Source organism: Clostridium sp., assembly GCF_050717635.1.
In the GTDB taxonomy this organism is placed as follows: Bacteria; Bacillota; Clostridia; order Clostridiales; family Clostridiaceae; genus Clostridium_AD.
In genome coordinates this window covers 85,375-103,667 of record NZ_JBOITO010000010.1, presented here as the reverse complement: position 1 = coordinate 103,667, position 18,293 = coordinate 85,375, and the positions used below count along the sequence as shown (strand labels likewise).

The following is an 18,293-nucleotide window of genomic DNA, read 5'->3' as shown; positions in this document are numbered from 1 at the left end:
AGGGATTCATGTACTGAGCAGAATGCATTCTGACGCAGTGCATGAATCCTTTAATTTTCATACCATCCGTGGTATTTGGTAAGAGAATCTTTTGTCACTATTTTTGTTGGATGGCACCATTTATGGTGATAGGAAGTAAATTTGGAAGTCTTCTAAAAATTAAAAGTCTTAGGCTGGATGCAAATAGAAATGCATGTGTAAACTGTCATTTATGTGATAAGAATTGCCCGATGAGTCTTAATGTGGAAGAAAAAGTTCGAACGTTTAATCATCACTATTTGTCTATCCTTCACAAAAAATTACTTTGATGCAGAAGATTTAGCACAACAAACCTTTTTGTCTGCTTATAAAAATTACAGTAAATTTGATGGTGTAAATTTTAAGGCTTGGCTTACAACAATCGCCACTAACAAATGCAAAGATTTTTTTAAAAGTCCTGCAAGAAGGGTTGATAGCTTATCCTGCACAGATTATGAATATTTAAAGGATGATGGAGAAACACCTGAAGACGAGATATTAAAAAAACATAGCAGGGAACAAATATATGGTTTATGCGATAAATTAAAAGAGCCTTATAAGTCAATATCCATAAACTATTTTTGTGAAGATATTAAGCTAAAAGATATGGCAAAAGATACAGGACAAAATTTAAAAACATTACAGACCCATCTTTACAGGGCAAAAAAACTGCTTAAAGTTTTATGGAAGGAGGAGTGCATTTGAGAACACTATTTGAAGAAAACGGTCACTTAACTAAAATATCGTTAAATATGATTAAAGAGGGATCATTAAGTGAAGTAGAACTAATTTTAATGGCAGAACATATTTCTCTTTGCGAGGAGTGTGCTGACGCTTTAGCTGATAGTTTTGTGGATAATGAACTTGCATGTGTTCCTTCAGGCTTTGAACAGGAAATATTAAGCAAAATAAAAGTAAAAAAAGAAAAGAATACTCAGTTTATATTTTATTCCATTAGGGTTGTAATGGCTGCAAGTATCGCATTAATGTTTGTTTTTTCTAGTCAATTGAATTTTATTGCCAATACAAAATCCGAAACATTAAATATAAACCCTATAAACTTAAGTAGTATTAACACCTTTAATGAAAGTCTTAATGATTTTTCAGATAAAATAATTAATATGGAGGTCTTTAATAATGAAAAGAGAAAGAAGTAAATTTTTAACCTTTTGTTTCTCGCTTTTACCTGGCGCAGGGCACATGTACATGAGATTTATGAAGCTAGGACTATCACTTATGGCAGCATTTTTCTTTTTAATATTTTCATCTAGCTGGCTTAATATAGGTCCACTGCTCTTTTTTGCACCATTAATTTGGTTTTACTCATTTTTCGATTGTATGAATAAGCGTTATTCAACAGATGAAGAGTTTTTACTTTTAGAGGATAATTACTTATTTTCTCTTGATGAAATAGTAAAAATAGATAGTGGTATATTTAAAAAACACGGAAAATACACAGGAATAATTTTAGTGATTCTTGGTGGTTACTTAATATGGAATAATATCATAAGCAGCTTAGCTAGATTTATGCCTGGGAAAGTATATTACGCCATAAATTCTATAACAAGAGTTGCGCCTCAGATAATAATAGGTATTGCAATAATTGTTGTGGGTTTAAAGCTTATTAAAGGCAAGAAGAAAGAGTGTGAGCTCAATGATTAAAGGACGTAGAGTAGGAACATTTACTACTGGAATAGTTTTAGTTATGTTTGGAATAATGTTTTTATTAAGGCTTATATATCCAGGTATTAGTTATTTGAAAGTAGCATCACTGTGGCCACTTATATTAATTATACTGGGAATTGAAATAATATTAGCTTATTTAATAAACAAGGAAGATATAATGAAATACGATTTTGGGGCAATAGTTCTAATAATATTATTAGCATTTTTCGCAATGAGTATGGGATGCATGGAATATATAATTACTCACGTGGAACAGATTAAACATAACCTTTAGTAAGTTAATGTACAATCTTCGTATAAGATGAAGTAAGTATAAAATGACTAGGTAAATGGGCTGGTGATTTTAGTTTACATATTTAGGAATATAAGATATCATTATATTAATGCAAGTACACTAAAAGGGAGCTGATAATATGAAACTAGCACTAGCTCAATTAGATGTGGCCTGGGAAGAAAAATCCAAAAACAAAGACACCGCCTTGAAATTCATAGAAGAGGCAGCTAAGCAAAATGTAGATATGATACTTTTCCCGGAGATGGCGCTAACAGGCTTTTCTATGAATACTGAGGCAATAGGGGAAACAAACAATGAAACCAAAGAATTCTTTAGGAATCTCAGCTCTAAATTCAATATTTTCATAGGCTTTGGGTATGTAGAGGGAATAAAAGACAGCAAAAATAAATACTCTATAGTATCTCCTAAAGGGGAAAAACTGTTAGATTATACTAAAATACATCTATTTTCTTTTGGAGCGGAAAATGAATTTTATCAAAGTGGAAATGAAATAAAACATTTTGATGCTATGGATTTTAATATTGTACCTTTCATTTGCTACGATTTGCGTTTTCCTGAAATATTTCAGATGGCTTCAAAGACTGCAAGTTTAATTACAATAGGGGCTAACTGGCCAATAGAGCGGCGGGAACACTGGATTTCGCTACTTAAAGCAAGAGCAATAGAAAACCAGTGCTATATTGCTGGAATAAATCGTGTGGGTGAGGGCAATGGATTATACTACAGTGGGGATTCTATGATTGTAGATCCACTAGGAAATATAATAAGTAGCTTATATATGGAGGAAGGTCTAATTGTAGCCAATATTTATAGAGAGAACGTGACCAAAATTAGAGACAGTTTTAGACTTAAGCAGGACCGAAGAGAAAGCTTGTACTACGACATTAAAAATACTCCTTCCCGCAACATTTAATTATTGCAGGAAAGAGTATTATGTTTAGTCACTAAATTAAATTTTAAACTTTTGAACCAGTTCATTAAGCTTTTGTGCAAGCTCTGCCTGACTTTGTGAAGTTTGCGCAACTTCTTCCATAGCTTTCGAGGTCTCGTCAATACTAACTTTAATATCGCCCGTACGCTCTGCTGAGTGTTGTGAATTTTGTGCTAGTGTTTGCACCGCTTCACTAACTTGATTTACAGTGGCTTCTACCTCTTCAGACATGGAAGCAATTTCTTCAGACATAGAACTTATAAATTCTCCATCTTCGCCATATTGCTCGCCTGAAGCTGCATACTCCTCTAAAACAGGTTTAATGTTATTTACAATAAATTTAAGGATGTCATTACTATTTTCTGATAAATTTCCAAATGACTCTTGAACTTTTACTATTGTACGTTGAATTGTAGTTACAGTCTGCGCGGACTCCTCTGCAAGTTTTCTTACTTCCTCTGCAACAACTGCAAAGCCTTTTCCTTGTTCTCCAGCTCTTGCAGCTTCAATTGCTGCATTTAATGCAAGCAAATTAGTTTGCGATGCAATAGCTGCAATGCCATCAGTCATGATTTTTATTTCATCTACAACTTTTCCATCTTCTATAGCCTTTAATATGTTCTTCTCTTTTTCTTTATAAATGCGGTTACCTTCTTCTAATGCCTTATTAGCCGAGATTCGAACTACATTTGCTTTTTCTTTTATTTGAGAAGCATTACCACTGCCTTCCATAGCTTTTGAAGATAGTTCTTCCATACTTGCGTTAACTTCTTCAACGGAAGCAGTTATTTCCTCAGAGGTCGCACTGGCTTCTTGAGTGTTTTTATCTATTTCGCGAGTTGAATGGTCAATAATTTCCATTCTAGATGTTATTTCTTGAACAGTAGCTGAAAGTTCTTCTGATGATGCACTCATATCCATAGAGTTATTCATTATCTCCTGTACCAAATGTTTAATATTTTGCTGAGCTGTATTTAAGGCTAACCCTGTTTGTCCAATTTCATCTTTCCCATTTACAATAACTTCCTCAGAGAAATCATATAATGATAACCTAAGAGCTAAAGCTTTTATGCTAAGGATTGGTTTTGTGATTTTGCTAGACAATACAGTTACAATTATTGCAGCTAGTATTAATAATATAATACCAAATATAATATTTTTGTATCTTATACCATAAATTGAAGCAAAAGCGTCTGATTCTTTTTCAACAGTTATAACAACCCAGTTTCCAGAAGTACCTGGAAGTTTTATAGTATCATAAGCACTAATTACACTATTTTTATTTGTGTCTATATACTGTGTAATTCCACTTTTACCATTTAATGCAGCAGCTGTTATGGTTTTAAGTTCATCTGGAACTTTAATGTCTTCAGTCTTAGTAGATGGAACACCACTGGTATCAGTTACAATTTTACCAGCAGCGTCTTTTTCTTTGACAGTTTTAGTCATAGCCTTATAATTGTATAGTTCTGTGATTTGATTTTTATCAGGATGGGCTATTACTGCGCCTTCTCCATCTAAAACATAGGCATAACTATTTTTCGTACTATATCTTTCAACTATATTTTGCAATTCTTCAAGTTTTAGATCAGCACCCATTATACCTACTAACTCAGATTTATCATTTAGTATTGGATATATTATAGAATTTACTGCATAATTGTCGCCATTAGTTGTTAAATATGATTTTGTAATAAAAGGCTCTTTTAACTCAAGGGCTTGTTTAAACCACCATCTATCAGCCCTATTTGCTAACTTACCGGTACTTCTAGAAGTTTGATCACCTTTTAAATCTTGAATATAAAATAAATCAAAATATGGATTTTTTTCAATAGTTTTCTTAAGTGCTTCCGTTTGTAATGCAGGCACAAAATCACTAATGCTCCTACTCCTTGTAAGCTCCTCAGTTAGTGCGTAGGATTTGGACATATAATCATACACACTGCTCCCAATAGTTTTCGCCAAAATACTATTACTTGCGTAAACATCTTGTGTTAATTGTTTTGCCATATAATGGTCAGAAATCAAATTTGATATTAAAAATGGTATACCTACAATTAAAATTGCAATAATGATTAATTGATGTTTGATAGACTTCATGCTCATCCCCCTAATTTTACAGTAAAATGTATCCTAAACCCTGCATTTATTAATTGTATGAAGAGTTTAGTGTAACGTCAACCTATTTTATCATTTAAAAACCTACATATCAATATAATTCGACTTTGATTTTACGATCTATATAGGAAATTTAAAATGGAGTTATCATATAATTAAATTTTACATTTGATATGCAATTTCATGGAATAATTGTGAAACGAAAAATAAAGTTGGCTTGTCATAAATAGACAAACCAACTTTATTTATATAATTCAATATCACTAAGCTTTAAGTTAATGCTTTGGGTTACCAGCTACTATTTCTATTGCTTTTGTAATGGCTGTAGTAACATTAATTTTTTCTTGCTTGTCAACCTCAGCAAAGGCTTTCGCATATATTTCACCTTGCTCAGATACAATATATCTTGTATCAAGTGAGTTTAATGCAATTGCAGTGATGTCTAATTTGCACTTTTCACATTTGCAAATATTATCATAACCTTTTAATATCTCAGAAAGACGTTTGGACACTTCAGTCTCAGAATAATTTTTTAATTTATACATTGTAGTCCTCCTAAGTTTTTTTTGAAAATCAATCATAAAAATTATATCACAATATGCTAAATATTTACACAAAACCTTAAAACATACTTAGATGGAGCTTACGAGAAAGATCTTCTAGGACTTTACCTCCACCAATGCTATTTCCGTACACGTCAAGGGATGGACCTACAACTGCGATTCCCATGCGGTTTGGAACAACAGCCATTATGCATCCACCAACTCCGCTCTTACACGGAATTCCAACCTCGATGCAAAATTCTCCGGATCTGTCGTATAGTCCACAGGTCATCATAAGAGCCTTAACTATTCGATTAACATCCTCTGGAATTATCATCTCATTAGACCAAGGGGCTATTCCATTATTTGCAATAACTGAGGCTATCCTTGCTACATCTGCAACAACTACCTCAACCGAGCAGCACTTAAAGTAAGCATCTAATACATCTTCTACATCCTTTTGGATTATATTGGCGCCCTTTAGATAGTAAGCCATAGCCCTATTTGTGTTCCCAGTCAATTTTTCAGACTCATAAACTGAATGATTCAACTCAATGTGGTTATTGTTAGATAATCTTTTCATCATGCATAGAATTCTATTAAATTGCTCTATGCCATTATCTCCTGACACAAGGGAGGTACAAACTATTGCTCCTGCATTTATAAACGGATTTGATGGCTTATGTGTGACCTTTATTTCAAGTTTAACCATTGAATTAAATGCGTCAGCTGAAGGCTCTTTACCCACTTTAGAAAAAACAACCTCCTTGCCATTATCAATAAGAGCACATATAAGGATTATTATCTTTGATACACTTTGAATAGTAAACTTTGTATTAAAGTCACCTTCTAAAATAATATTACAATCTGTGTCAAAGATGCACGCTCCAAGGGCATCTCTATCTCCTTTTGCAAGTCCAGGAATATAGGTTGCTACTTCTCCATTTTTCGTAAATTTTTTGCCGTTTTCAATTGCTGCTTTTAATATTGAACGCATTTACAATCATCGCCTCCATCATATATGAGTACTAATGTACTAATGTATAAAAAATATATCTATAATCTAATTTATCACAAATACTTTAGCTATTCAATGGGAAATCAATGGGGACGGTTAACAACTAATGTTCATTGATATCTGGAATATTCAATCATTGTTCCATTGTTCATTAATTCATTCATTGGGGACGGTTAACAACTATTCACTAAATTTACCTTGTCACTTGCACTTTTAAACTGAATGGAATATACTGTGATTAGATAGTTAGACAATCGTCTAAATATCTAATCATAATATAGGAGAGATTATATGTCTGCTTTGAATTTACCTTTTAAAGCTTTAGCTGACCCAACTAGACGCAAAATTATAATGCTTCTTAAAAAAGGAAACCTTACCCCAGGCGAAATTGCAGAGCATTTTGATATGACAAAACCCAGTATTTCTCACCATCTTAATATGCTAAAACAAGCAGACCTTGTGAGTGACGAGAGGAGAGGGCAGAACATTTACTATTCATTAAATACTACTGTATTCCAAGAGGTTATTGGTTGGTTTTTTGATACGGCCCATTATAATGAAGGAGATGATATTAATGATGAAAAAGATTCTTGATACTATTAAAAAAGATTGGTTTATTATCGCTATAATTGCCTTAACTTTTATGGTTACTATATATCTTTATCCAAGCCTTCCTAGCAAGATTCCAAGCCACTGGAATTCTGAAGGACAAATTGACGGTTATTTGGGTAGGTTTTTGGGGGCCTTTTTAATTCCTTTAATGAATTTAGGTTTTTATTTTATGTTTATATTTTTACCGTATTTAGATCCTAAAAAAGCAAATTATGCAAAATTTTCTGGTGCATATAAATTATTAAGGTATTCATTTCATATACTCTTTGCATGTATTCAAATTATAATACTTCTAGTTGCACTTGGACACCCAGTGAATGTAACCATGCTTATAGGCATAGGTACATCCTTATTACTTGTATTAATAGGAAATGTTATGGGGAAATTCAAACACAATTATTTCGTTGGAATAAAGACTCCTTGGACACTTGCAAATGAAGAAGTGTGGACTAAAACTCACCGAATGGCTGCACCATTATGGGTAGTTGGAGGGATTATATCTGCTGTTTTTGCAATACTTTTTGAGGGAAAATCTTCTTACTCCATAGCATTAGTAATAATAATATCTGTGATTTCCATTGTTCCAATAGTATATTCTTTTGTTATTTTCAAAAGGCTTGAGAAAAAATAAGTGTTTGTTAAGGATAAAAAAATAGGTAGAGCTACATATAAGAATATGTTACTCTACCTATTTTTCTAACTTTAGAAGTGTCTAATTCAGTTGGTTTTAAACAATTATTTTTTTTATTAACCTTTTTAAAAAAAATTTAGAACCTACTAATTCCAAACTATTTTCATTTATAGTTACTACTAAATATTCCCTCCATAATGTTCTAATTACAGAGGATTTAAAAATTATCTGTTCACTATCATTTTTCACCATAGACCAATGCAGCTTTTTCATTATTTTTTGTATTTCAATTATTATATCTTTATTCGTTATTTCTTCACATATAACTTTTGTAGAATATTTTGTATAATTATCCATGTTAAGAAAACTATAAAAAATAGAAAATGTGAAAGTAAACCAAAGAGTTGAACTAATATTTCTATTTAGGTGATTGAGAATTAGATTGACCATTATGCTGAATATATATGTCATACTAAACATATAACAAAATATTTTTAAAAATGTTAAAAATTTATTTGAATCTGTTTTATTCAAATTGTTCTCCTCCTTTAGGTTTAATCTTAGTTTATAATATTTTACAATTGCTACTTAATAGTAGCATATTATAGTATAAATATAAAGATTAGAGATATCCCATTATTCCAATAGTATATTCTTTTATTATTAATAAAAAACTTGATAAAAAATAATTCGGGGTTTTATTAAATTCGGAGAATATTTTGAATATTTCTAAAAAATTCGATTATTAATAATATGCTTATGATATAATAATAAATAAGATATATTAAAAAAGAGGTGTTAATTTGAATACGCAACCAACTAAGTTTGAAGTAACTTTACCAGAAGAGCTTATTCCATTTTTAGATAAAATCTCTGGAGATTCTATAGATCAGAAGGTTAGGTTAGCTTTTGCAATAAATTTATTTACAAGTAAAACAGTAACATTAGAAAGAGCAGCAGAGCTTTCAGTGTTATCACTTATAGATTTTATGAATGTACTTGAACAACAAGGAATCCCTTGGGGAGAATACACTTATGAGCATAAAAAGCAAGACGACTTGGTTATTAAAAAGATGTTAATGGAGATAGGACAGAAGAATTGCAAGATGCTATAGAAAAAGGTCTTATTAAAATTTATCATGTAAAAGATGAGCTGTTTGTAAATAGGTTTATGGGGAAATTGCATAGGGGGGAATTAGAAGTAATAGCAGGAGCTAAAGAGCTAAAATTAGATTATCTACTAATTGATGAAAAATCAGCAAGAAGTGTAGCAGAAGTTTTAATGTTAGAACCTACAGGCCTTTTGGGTATTTTGAAATTCGCTAAATTATCAGGCGTAATTGAAGCTTTAAAACCATATTTGGATGGCTTAATAGAAAATAATTATAGAATTTCTAAAAAACTATATAATGATATCTTGTTAGACGTGGGAGAATTATAATAAATCAGTTTCATCATTTAAAAATACAGGAAGTGAAAGCTTAAAACTCATTTGTATCGTTAAAGAAGAAAGACATAAATAAATTCAGAATAATAGCAAGGAGATGACTGTAAAGTCATCTCCTTGCTATTATTTATTTCATTTTCCATTGTGGCTGTCGTTTATTCAAAAATGCATCAATACCTTCATGCGCATCTTCAGTTGTGCATAAAGTAGCGAAATGACTGTTGCTTAAATCAATCGCTTCTTTAAATAATAAATCTTCCATCTTTAGAAAGATTTTTTACCTAATTGTAAAACCAAAGGACTTTTACTAGCTAATTTAAGAGCCATTTTCATGGTTTCTTCATCTAATATATTATCAGGTACGACTTTATTGATTAGACCAATTTTCTCTGCTTCATTTGCATCAATCATATCTCCTGTCAAAAGTAATTCCAAAGCGCGTTTTCTTCCTAGTGACCTCGATAAAGCGACAGCAGGTCCCATACAGAATAGACCTACATTAATGGCTGTGGCGCCGAATTTTGCATTCTCAGATGCCACTGCTAAATCACAGGCAGCCACAAGCCCAATACCATTGGCTACAGCCACGTTATGAACAGAAGCAATCACCGGTTTACTCATACGCAATTGTTAGACCCATTTGTTCCATTAACTCCACCCATTCGAAGTATCGGATATTAGTCTTTCCTTCAAGAGCTCCAACATCAATTCCAGCACCCTTCACAATGACAACACGAATCAATGAATCATTTTCAAATTCAGATAGTGCACCGTTCAATTGCTCAGCCATAGATAAATTAAAAGTGTTGTAATGCTCTGGACGATTGAGAGTAATTATTCCAACACTATCATATCTTTCAACAAGTACATCCGTATAATTCATTAAAATCCCTCCAATTTTTTTTAGAAATATAGGAACATAATTACTAGTCATATATTTTAGTGCTCCTAATATTTTCTTAGGCACTTTATATAATAATAGCGTACCCTACTTCGTTATAAGTGTAAAATCTTACCTACCTTCTTAAATACACACAGACTTGTAACCGTAGCATAGCCTTTAGACTGATTAGTTGTTAACCATCCATTGCTTAATCCCCGTCTTTATGTTCGTTAGTTGTTAACCGTCCCCGGCTTAATCCCTAGCCTTTAGTTTCATTAGTTGTTAACCGTCCCCCTCTTTCCCCCCACCCCTTTAAGTCAATTAGTTGTTAACCGTCCCCACCACTCCCATCTTTAACATGGTATAATAAACTAAAACAGAAAGGATGTGTTTTTGTGAGTTTAAGATTTATCTACGGAGGAGCTGGAATGGGTAAAAGTACGTTCTGCTTAAAGGATATAGAAGCTAGAAGCATAACGCAAAAGGAAAAACCCCTAGTACTTTTAGTTCCAGAACAATTCTCCTTTCAAGCTGAAAAGAATCTTATAAAAGTAGTTGGATCCACAGGAATAAAAAACATCCAAGTACTTAGTTTTAATAGACTGGCCTACAAAGTCTTCAGTGAAGCTGGAGGCATAACCCAAAAACCTATGGATGGTTCAGGAAAGGCAATGCTAATTCACAGCATACTCCAAAAAAACTTAGATGAGTTTAAGGTGTTTAAAGGAGCCGCTAGGCAAAAGGGCTTTGTGGATAATGTAGCAGGAGCTATCACAGAGTTTAAAAAATATAATATAACCCTTGAGGATTTAAATGGGGTAAAAGAAAGTTTAGGAGAAAGTCCACTGTTAGTAGATAAAATAACGGATTTATCCCTTATATATGATGGATTTGATAAAGCGTTAAGTAAAAACTATATTGACCCAGACGAGGATTTGACAAGGCTTTATACTGCCCTTGAAGGCTGCGATATATTTAATGGAGGGGAATTTTGGCTTGATGAATTTACAGGCTTTACGCCGCAGCAGTATGGAATCCTTGAAATGCTATATAAAAAGGCTAAGAGGATAAATATAACACTGCCTTTAAAAAGCTCAGCTCATTCGAAATCTATAGAGGATTCGGATGCTTTTTATGCTATAAAGGTTACAGAAAATACACTAATAGACCTTGCAGAAGAAACGGGTACTAGTTTTGAAAAACCTGTAGAGCTAATGGATAATAAAAATCATAAATTTAGTGAAAACGTGGAGCTAAGATTTTTAGAGCAAAATTATTTCGCTTTTCCATACACGCCGAGAACGCAGAAATGTGAAAATATAAAGATATTTAAAGCACTAAACGCTTATTCGGAAATAGAGCATGTGGCAGTGGATATCTTAAGGCTATGTCGTGATGAAGGTATAAGATTTAATAAAATAGCAGTAGTAACAGGAGATTTACCTTCCTACGAAAAGCTAATTAAAGCTATATTTACGGAATATAATATTCCCTTATTTATAGATAATAAAAAAGACATAACAAGTAATCCACTAATTGTGCTGATAACGGGAGCAGTGGAGATTTTCACTAAGAACTTTAGCTATGAGGCCATGTTTAGATATCTTAAAACTGGACTTTTAGATATAGAGAAAGAGCATATAGATATCTTAGAAAATTTCATAATAGCAACAGGGGTTAAGGGCAAAAGGAAATGGACAGAGCCAGAGCTTTGGCAGGAGAAAATAGAATACTATTTTAGAGACTATTACCAAAGAAAAGCAGAAGAACCACAAGAACCAGAAACAGAAACACAAGACCAAAAAATTGAAGCTACAATAGAAATCCTAAATCACACAAGAGAGCTTGTAATAGAGCCACTACTAACTCTCAAAGAAAAATTAAAAGGTAAAAACACCACTACTAAAATCTGCACAGCCTTATTTGAATTTCTAGAGAATATAAAGGTATATAAGACTATAGAGATATGGATAGAAGATTTCAAAAAGAATGGCGCCCAAGCAGAAGTTACAGAGTACAGTAAGATATGGAACTTAGTAATGGAACTTCTAGATCAGATGTCAGAAGTTATAGGCGATGAAACCTTAACCCTTGAGGAATTTGCGTCGGTGATGTCCCTAGGTTTTAGTAAACATAAAATGGGACTTATCCCACCAGCCCTTGATGGAGTGTCTATTAGTAGCGTGGACCGTGTAAAAAGTCATGACATAACTGCCTTATATATTATAGGGGTAAATGATGGAGTGTTCCCAAAAGTAAGTAGGGAAGAGGGAATATTTACAGATGGGGACAGAGTAATTTTAAGAGAAAGTGGAATAGAAATAGCAAATGACACAAAAACTGAGGCGTTTAATGAACAATATTTAATCTATGCAACCATAACTATTCCAAAAAAATATTTAAATATAAGTTATCCAATTGGGGATTATGAAGGTAAAACTCTAAGGCCTTCCATTATAATATCTAGATTTAAAGCTTTATTTAAGGGATTAATAGAAGAAAATAATATAGTCGAATATAGTGGTCAGGACCAAAATACGCTAACTGAGCATGAAATGCATGAGATTTGTGCTAAGACGCCCACCTTTAACGGATTAATCTTTGCTCTTAGAAAATACTTAGAAGAAGGCCATATATCTGATATGTGGGTTCAGGTTTATAAATGGTACCAAAATCATCCTGAATTTCGAGAAAAGAGTAACAGCATGTTCGAAGGTTTTGATTATAAAAATGAAGTGAAAATGCTAGAAAAAGAAAAAGTGCGCTTGCTTTATGGAGAAAAAAACTATTTTAGTGTATCTAGGATAGAAAAATATGAAGAATGTCCCTTTGCATATTTTGTGCAATATGGCCTAAAAGCTAAAGAAAGAGATACTTTTACCTTTTCATCCCCAGATCTGGGTAGCTTTATGCACAGTGTGCTTGATAATTTTTCGAAACTTGTGGATAAAAGTGATAAAAAGTGGGCGGATCTCGAAAAAGATTGGTGCGAAGAGAATCTTTCCAGCATAGTAGAAACACAAGCAGCGGGAAATTCAAGTGGGTATATATTGAACAGTTCTCCAAGGTATAAGTACTTTACTGAAAGATTAAAGAGAGTTTTAAAAAGGACAATCTATGTTATTGTTGAGCAAATGAAAAATAGTGGCTTTGAGCCCTTTGGTTATGAAGTATCCTTTGGCGTAAAAGATGGAGATTATCCACCGATACCAGTAGAACTATCCACAGGGGAAAAAGTAAATCTAGTGGGTAGGATAGACAGGGTGGATAAATTAATAAGTGAGGGAGAAGAATTTTACAGGATAATAGATTATAAATCTGGTAATAAGGACTTTAAACTCTCCGACGTATATTATGGACTTCAAATACAGCTGCTTACTTATTTAGATGCTATGCTGACAAATGAAAATAAGATGTCAAAACAGCCAGTTTTCCCAGCAGGTATCCTGTATTTTAAAATAGATGACCCAGTAATAAAAGCTAAGAATAATTTAGGCGAAGCCGAACTAGAAAAGGCTATAATGAAAGCGCTGAAAATGAAGGGCCTTCTTTTAGCAGATACAAAGATAATAAGAGAAATGGATAGGAATATAGAAGGGGCCTCTCTAGTGGTTCCTGCCTCTATTAAGCAAAATGGAGATTTAGGCGCAAATTCTTCAGTGGCAACTGCGGATCAGTTTGAAACTCTACTTACACATGTAAAAGAAAACCTAATTACAACTTGTGAGGAAATGTTAAGTGGGGATATAGAAATAAAGCCCTACAAGAAAAAGACTTTAACTCCTTGTAGCTATTGTAAATACACGGCTATTTGCCAATTTGACGCTACTCTTGTGGAAAATACTTATAAGATAATAAAAGATAAAAAGGATGCAGAAATTTGGGAAATGTTAAATTCAAAGGCTATCCCGGGCAGTGGAGAACAAGTAGAAGTAAATACTTTGGAGGCGAGGAAAAATGACAATTAAATCTTCAATAGATAATAAGGAAATACCAGTAGTAGAAGTAGCGGTTGCCTGGACTCCGGACCAAAAAAGTGCAATATTAACTAGAGACTGTAACCTTCTAGTAGCAGCTGCGGCAGGCTCTGGAAAAACTGCAGTACTAGTTGAGAGGATAATAAAAATAGTAACAGATGAAACTAGGCCAACAGATATAGATAAGCTCTTAGTAGTTACCTTTACAAACGCCGCTGCCTCAGAGATGAGAGAGAGAATAGCAGCGGCAATTTCAGTAGAGCTTCATAAAAATCCGGGAAGTAAACTTCTTCAAAGGCAATTAACACTACTGAATAAATCCAGCATCACAACTATTCATTCCTTTTGCCTAGAGGTAATAAGAAGCAATTTTCATGTAGTGGATTTAGATCCAAATTTTCGAATAGCTGACACCACAGAAGCTGTTCTTCTAAAACAAGAAGCCTTAGAAGAGATGTTCGAAGATAGATACCTAGCCTTAAGTGAGGAAAATAAAGAGGAGAACTCCAACTTGCTGGAGAATTCTAGCTTTCTGCAGCTAGTTGAAGCCTATAGTAACAACAAGGAAGATTTAGGACTTCAATCAATAGTTCTAAGTCTATATAATTTCGCCATGAGTGCTGCGAACCCAACAAAGTGGTTAATAGATAAAGCCCAGGATTTTAACATAAGTGAAGGTTACAATTTTAGTGACACTCCTTGGGCAGCAGTTTTAATGAGAGACCTTAAAACAGAACTAAAGGGTATAGAAAAAGTAATGATAAAAGCGCTAAAAATTGTAGAGGCGAATGAAGCTATAGAAGTCTACGGGATTGCTTTTAAAGAAGATTTAGCAAATATATCAGATCTTTTAAGTGCAGCAAATAATAGCTTTGAAAATTTAGCAACCACTGTTGAAATGCTGTCCTTCCCAAAACTACCTACTATAAGGGGATGTAAGGACAAAGATAAACAAAAGATGGTACAGGAAATAAGAAATAAAGTAAAAAAACAATTACAAGCTATGCAGCAGCAGATAAGCAGTGCATCTTCCGTGGAAGCCTTGGATGATATAAAATCTCTTTACCCACAAATGATGGAATTATCACAACTAGTTATAGATTTACAGGAAAAATACAGACAAAAGAAAAAAGATAGGTCCATTATAGATTTCAATGACTTTGAACACTTTTGTCTTTATATATTAACCAAAAGAGATGAGACCGGCGAGGTAATATTAGATGAGCAGGGGAAACCCGAACCTTCAAAAGTTGCCCTTGGGCTAAGGAATAAATATGAAGAAATCTTAATAGATGAATACCAAGACAGCAACATGGTTCAGGAAACTCTATTAAACATAATATCTAGAGAAAAATTAGGCACGCCAAACTTATTTATGGTGGGCGATGTAAAACAAAGTATATATAGATTTAGACAAGCAAAGCCAGAACTGTTCCTGGGTAAATACAATAGTTATTCTAAAATAGAGGGAGACAGCAAGAGAAAAATAACCTTATACAAGAATTTTAGAAGTAGAGAACCAGTTATTAACGCAGTAAATTTTATCTTCAAGCAAGTAATGTGCAAAAATATAGGAGAGCTTGATTATACAGATGAAGAAGCACTGAATTTAGGAGCATATTTTAAAGATCACAAGGATGAATTAGAAGTAGGCGGCGCCGTGGAGCTTCATCTTATTGAAAAAGCAGCTCCTGAATTAACAGAGGATGGCTTGGATAATGAAGAGGGTGAAGCCAGCGAAGAAGGCACGATAGCTGAGGAGGAAACTCCAACTAATATTGAATTAGAAGCTAGAATTGTAGCAAAAAGAATCGGTGAACTTATGAACAGAGATGTGGCTCATCCCTTTAAGATATATGATAAGAAAATCAAAGATTACAGATTTGTAGACTACAAGGATATTGTAATATTACTCCGAGCCACCTCAAACTGGGCACCCTCATTTTTAGAGCAGTTGAAGCTATTGGGTATACCTGTTTATGCAGATACGGGCACAGGATATTTTAGCACTATAGAAATTCAAATAATAATGAGTCTTCTTCAAATTATAGATAACCCAAGACAAGATATACCTATGATTTCAGTACTACGTTCTCCAATAGGCGGCTTTAATTCAGAGGAGATAGTAGACATAAGAATAGGCCAAAGAGAAATGAGTTTTTATGATGCCATGGTAAACCTTGAAAAGACGGGCGAAAATGAGAAGTTAACAAAATTCATGGAAAAATTAAACCACTTTCGAGAAATTCAGTATTATATGCCAATAGATGAATTCATCTGGCTTCTTTATACTAGCACTGGATACTACGGTTATGTGGGAGCTATGCCCCAAGGAGTCCAAAGACAAGCAAATCTACGAGTGCTGTTTCAAAGGGCGAGGCAATACGAGGAAACTAGCTATAAAGGGCTGTTTAACTTTATAAACTTTATAAATAAATTAAAAGTAAGCTCTGGGGACATGGGTAGTGCCAAAACATTAGGGGAAAATGAAAACGTAGTTAGGATAATGAGTATCCATAAAAGTAAGGGACTAGAATTTCCTGTGGTGTTTCTAAGTGGTGCAGGAAAAAACTTTAACCTAATGGACATAAATAAAAGCATATTATTTCACCAGGAACTAGGCTTTGGTCCAGATTTCGTGGATCCAGTTAGAAGAATCTCCTATCCTACAGTACTAAAAGAGGCGCTAAAAAAGACTATAAGGATAGAAAGTCTTTCAGAGGAAATGAGAGTTCTATATGTAGCCTTCACAAGAGCAAAAGAAAAGCTAATAATAACTGGGGCAATGAGAAATATAGAGAAAAATTTAATAAGAATGAGTTCTGCACTTTCGGAAAGTGGTGAAAAGCTTGGAGAATATGAGATATTAAAAGCCAAAAGCTATTTAGATTGGATAGTCCCTGCGGTAATGAGACATAAGGATGGTAAGATGCTAAGAGAGCTAATAGGAATAGATGATACAACTGCATGCCTATTAGAACATCCCGCTAGCTTTGAAATCAGTTTCTGGAATAGAGAAGAAGTAACAAATAATCAAAAGGTGCTAGAAGAAGTAAAGGTTAGTACACAGGATAAGTTAACCTGGCTTAATGAAAGTAAAACCCAAGCAGAACTCCTAGACGCTATTGATAAAAGATTAGGATTTACCTATAAATACGAAATGTCCACAAAAATGCCTACGGTACTTACGGTAACAGAACTTAAAAGAAAATATAATCAAGAGATTACAGAAGGTCCCTCGGACAATATGTATATGCCAAGACTTATTATGAAGCCGAAATTCTTAGAGGGGACAAAAGGTCTAAGCCCAGCTGAAAAAGGAACTGCTATGCATGCGGTTTTGCAAAGGTTAGATTTAACTAAGGTGGAAAGCATAAGTGAAATTAAGGCGCAAATAGATGTCTATATGGAAGAAATGCTGATTTCAGAAGAAGAGGGTAAATCAGTGAGAATAGAAAAGCTGGTGAAGTTATTTAAAACTCCACTAGGGCAAAGAATGGTAAACGCATACCAGCAAAATAAATTAAAAAGAGAAATTCCCTTCCATATAGAGATAAGTTCTACAGACATAGATAAAACTCTTCCTAAAGACATTTATGGAGAGGAAAAAATAATCCTTCAAGGAATTATAGATTGCTATTTTGAGGAGAATGGAGTAATTATACTTGTGGATTATAAAACAGATAAGGTAGAAAATGGTGAGGTTAATTTTATTATGGAGAAGTATAGGTCTCAGTTAGATTATTATGCAAGGGCGCTTAATCAAACACTTGATGGTGATGTTAGGGAAAGGTATTTGTATTTGTTTGGTATCGATGAAGCTGTAAGGGTATGAAAATTCTCCTGCGTGGCTTGTAATGTTTCTGCGCTTCTTATTGCAAGCCACTGCGGAGAGAAGTTCATACTGGGACATATATGAAAAAAAACGAAGAAAGTAGCGAAATATTTCCCGGGGGATAATAAATTGGCGTAAGGAGTATGAAATTCTCTTTCGTGGGGTGTAATATGAGTTGGAAACTGGAAATTCGATTCGAATCGCGACCTATTGCAAGCCCTACGGAGAAAGTTCATACAATTAAGCTATATATGTCATAGGGGATTACAATATACGTGCTCCTAGCGGGGCAAGAGAGGT

At 33.6% G+C, this 18,293-nt stretch carries 18 protein-coding genes; 11 read left to right on the top strand and 7 right to left on the bottom strand.

From position 1 onward, the window contains the following. Positions 1-240: 240 nt before the first annotated feature. The 5 genes from ACREWB_RS05160 to ACREWB_RS05140 all read left to right on the top strand — a co-directional run bounded on the left by ACREWB_RS05160 (position 241) and on the right by ACREWB_RS05140 (position 2,912). Positions 241-723 (top strand): RNA polymerase sigma factor, encoded by a 483-nt coding sequence (locus ACREWB_RS05160; protein ID WP_431546421.1) that lies wholly within the window; start codon positions 241-243, stop codon positions 721-723. Beyond that, on the top strand, positions 702-1,175 hold the full coding sequence (locus tag ACREWB_RS05155) for a hypothetical protein (protein ID WP_431546420.1): 474 nt from the start codon (positions 702-704) through the stop codon (positions 1,173-1,175). Before ACREWB_RS05160 ends, ACREWB_RS05155 begins: the two co-directional genes overlap by 22 nt. Then, positions 1,156-1,680, top strand: coding sequence for a hypothetical protein (locus tag ACREWB_RS05150; RefSeq protein ID WP_431546419.1), 525 nt, complete (start codon positions 1,156-1,158; stop codon positions 1,678-1,680). Before ACREWB_RS05155 ends, ACREWB_RS05150 begins: the two co-directional genes overlap by 20 nt. Then, the gene (locus ACREWB_RS05145) at positions 1,673-1,978 is read left to right on the top strand and encodes a LiaI-LiaF-like domain-containing protein (protein ID WP_431546418.1); all 306 of its coding nucleotides are present in this window, start codon (positions 1,673-1,675) and stop codon (positions 1,976-1,978) included. The genes ACREWB_RS05150 and ACREWB_RS05145 overlap by 8 nt, the downstream gene beginning before the upstream one ends. A 139-nt stretch (positions 1,979-2,117) precedes the next feature. Next, entirely contained in the window at positions 2,118-2,912 is a 795-nt protein-coding gene (locus ACREWB_RS05140) for a nitrilase-related carbon-nitrogen hydrolase (protein WP_431546417.1), read from the top strand. A gap of 36 nt (positions 2,913-2,948) precedes the next feature. Here ACREWB_RS05140 and ACREWB_RS05135 read toward each other — a convergent pair whose 3' ends face one another. From ACREWB_RS05135 to glsA, 3 genes are all read right to left on the bottom strand, one after another. Further along, positions 2,949-5,030: a methyl-accepting chemotaxis protein gene (locus tag ACREWB_RS05135; protein WP_431546416.1), complete on the bottom strand. Its 2,082-nt coding sequence runs from the start codon at positions 5,028-5,030 to the stop codon at positions 2,949-2,951. 293 nt (positions 5,031-5,323) lie between these two features. Next, complete coding sequence (locus ACREWB_RS05130) at positions 5,324-5,593, bottom strand: late competence development ComFB family protein (RefSeq protein ID WP_431546415.1); 270 nt, start codon at positions 5,591-5,593, stop codon at positions 5,324-5,326. 76 nt (positions 5,594-5,669) lie between these two features. Further along, positions 5,670-6,587 carry a glutaminase A gene (gene glsA, locus ACREWB_RS05125; RefSeq protein ID WP_431546414.1) on the bottom strand — a complete coding sequence of 306 codons (918 nt, stop codon included), beginning with the start codon at positions 6,585-6,587 and terminating at the stop codon, positions 5,670-5,672. A 312-nt stretch (positions 6,588-6,899) separates the two neighbouring features. Between glsA and ACREWB_RS05120 the strand changes: the two genes are divergently transcribed. Continuing rightward, positions 6,900-7,202: an autorepressor SdpR family transcription factor gene (locus tag ACREWB_RS05120; protein WP_431546413.1), complete on the top strand. Its 303-nt coding sequence runs from the start codon at positions 6,900-6,902 to the stop codon at positions 7,200-7,202. Continuing rightward, complete coding sequence (locus ACREWB_RS05115) at positions 7,183-7,851, top strand: SdpI family protein (RefSeq protein WP_431546412.1); 669 nt, start codon at positions 7,183-7,185, stop codon at positions 7,849-7,851. The genes ACREWB_RS05120 and ACREWB_RS05115 overlap by 20 nt, the downstream gene beginning before the upstream one ends. A 96-nt stretch (positions 7,852-7,947) precedes the next feature. Here ACREWB_RS05115 and ACREWB_RS05110 read toward each other — a convergent pair whose 3' ends face one another. After that, positions 7,948-8,385 carry a hypothetical protein gene (locus ACREWB_RS05110; RefSeq protein ID WP_431546411.1) on the bottom strand — a complete coding sequence of 146 codons (438 nt, stop codon included), beginning with the start codon at positions 8,383-8,385 and terminating at the stop codon, positions 7,948-7,950. Between the two features lie 269 nt (positions 8,386-8,654). On the opposite strand from ACREWB_RS05110, the gene ACREWB_RS05105 reads away from it, so the two are divergent. Continuing rightward, positions 8,655-8,966: a UPF0175 family protein gene (locus ACREWB_RS05105; RefSeq protein WP_431546410.1), complete on the top strand. Its 312-nt coding sequence runs from the start codon at positions 8,655-8,657 to the stop codon at positions 8,964-8,966. Then, on the top strand, positions 8,951-9,292 hold the full coding sequence (locus ACREWB_RS05100) for a PIN domain-containing protein (protein WP_431546409.1): 342 nt from the start codon (positions 8,951-8,953) through the stop codon (positions 9,290-9,292). Before ACREWB_RS05105 ends, ACREWB_RS05100 begins: the two co-directional genes overlap by 16 nt. A 133-nt stretch (positions 9,293-9,425) precedes the next feature. On the opposite strand, the gene ACREWB_RS05095 is transcribed toward ACREWB_RS05100, so the two are convergent. Genes ACREWB_RS05095 through ACREWB_RS05085 form a run of 3 tightly spaced genes read right to left on the bottom strand, consistent with a single transcriptional unit; the run spans position 9,426 to position 10,232 of the window. Continuing rightward, positions 9,426-9,560, bottom strand: coding sequence for a hypothetical protein (locus tag ACREWB_RS05095; RefSeq protein WP_431546408.1), 135 nt, complete (start codon positions 9,558-9,560; stop codon positions 9,426-9,428). 2 nt (positions 9,561-9,562) lie between these two features. Next, positions 9,563-9,919 carry an enoyl-CoA hydratase-related protein gene (locus ACREWB_RS05090; RefSeq protein ID WP_431546407.1) on the bottom strand — a complete coding sequence of 119 codons (357 nt, stop codon included), beginning with the start codon at positions 9,917-9,919 and terminating at the stop codon, positions 9,563-9,565. Further along, positions 9,912-10,232: an enoyl-CoA hydratase/isomerase family protein gene (locus ACREWB_RS05085; RefSeq protein ID WP_431546406.1), complete on the bottom strand. Its 321-nt coding sequence runs from the start codon at positions 10,230-10,232 to the stop codon at positions 9,912-9,914. Before ACREWB_RS05085 ends, ACREWB_RS05090 begins: the two co-directional genes overlap by 8 nt. Positions 10,233-10,576: 344 nt before the next feature. Here ACREWB_RS05085 and addB point away from each other — a divergent pair, with 344 nt between their 5' ends. Together addB and addA are read left to right on the top strand one after the other, a co-directional pair. Continuing rightward, a complete protein-coding gene (gene addB / locus ACREWB_RS05080; RefSeq protein ID WP_431546405.1) occupies positions 10,577-14,149 on the top strand; it encodes a helicase-exonuclease AddAB subunit AddB in 3,573 nt (1,190 codons plus the stop codon). Next, positions 14,139-17,993, top strand: a complete 3,855-nt coding sequence (gene addA, locus ACREWB_RS05075; RefSeq protein WP_431546404.1) for a helicase-exonuclease AddAB subunit AddA — start codon at positions 14,139-14,141, stop codon at positions 17,991-17,993. Before addB ends, addA begins: the two co-directional genes overlap by 11 nt. Positions 17,994-18,293 lie beyond the last annotated feature (300 nt).

Excerpts from the sequence above, each read along its gene's own strand:
- ACREWB_RS05160 (WP_431546421.1), top strand. The coding sequence starts at position 241 with ATGTGGAAGAAAAAGTTCGAACGTTTAATCATCACTATTTGTCTATCC.
- ACREWB_RS05155 (WP_431546420.1), top strand. The coding sequence starts at position 702 with ATGGAAGGAGGAGTGCATTTGAGAACACTATTTGAAGAAAACGGTCAC.
- ACREWB_RS05150 (WP_431546419.1), top strand. The coding sequence starts at position 1,156 with ATGAAAAGAGAAAGAAGTAAATTTTTAACCTTTTGTTTCTCGCTTTTA.
- ACREWB_RS05145 (WP_431546418.1), top strand. The coding sequence starts at position 1,673 with ATGATTAAAGGACGTAGAGTAGGAACATTTACTACTGGAATAGTTTTA.
- ACREWB_RS05140 (WP_431546417.1), top strand. The coding sequence starts at position 2,118 with ATGAAACTAGCACTAGCTCAATTAGATGTGGCCTGGGAAGAAAAATCC.
- ACREWB_RS05135 (WP_431546416.1), bottom strand. The coding sequence starts at position 5,030 with ATGAAGTCTATCAAACATCAATTAATCATTATTGCAATTTTAATTGTA.
- ACREWB_RS05130 (WP_431546415.1), bottom strand. The coding sequence starts at position 5,593 with ATGTATAAATTAAAAAATTATTCTGAGACTGAAGTGTCCAAACGTCTT.
- glsA (WP_431546414.1), bottom strand. The coding sequence starts at position 6,587 with ATGCGTTCAATATTAAAAGCAGCAATTGAAAACGGCAAAAAATTTACG.
- ACREWB_RS05120 (WP_431546413.1), top strand. The coding sequence starts at position 6,900 with ATGTCTGCTTTGAATTTACCTTTTAAAGCTTTAGCTGACCCAACTAGA.
- ACREWB_RS05115 (WP_431546412.1), top strand. The coding sequence starts at position 7,183 with ATGATGAAAAAGATTCTTGATACTATTAAAAAAGATTGGTTTATTATC.
- ACREWB_RS05095 (WP_431546408.1), bottom strand. The coding sequence starts at position 9,560 with ATGGAAGATTTATTATTTAAAGAAGCGATTGATTTAAGCAACAGTCAT.
- ACREWB_RS05090 (WP_431546407.1), bottom strand. The coding sequence starts at position 9,919 with ATGAGTAAACCGGTGATTGCTTCTGTTCATAACGTGGCTGTAGCCAAT.
- ACREWB_RS05085 (WP_431546406.1), bottom strand. The coding sequence starts at position 10,232 with ATGACTAGTAATTATGTTCCTATATTTCTAAAAAAAATTGGAGGGATT.
- addA (WP_431546404.1), top strand. The coding sequence starts at position 14,139 with ATGACAATTAAATCTTCAATAGATAATAAGGAAATACCAGTAGTAGAA.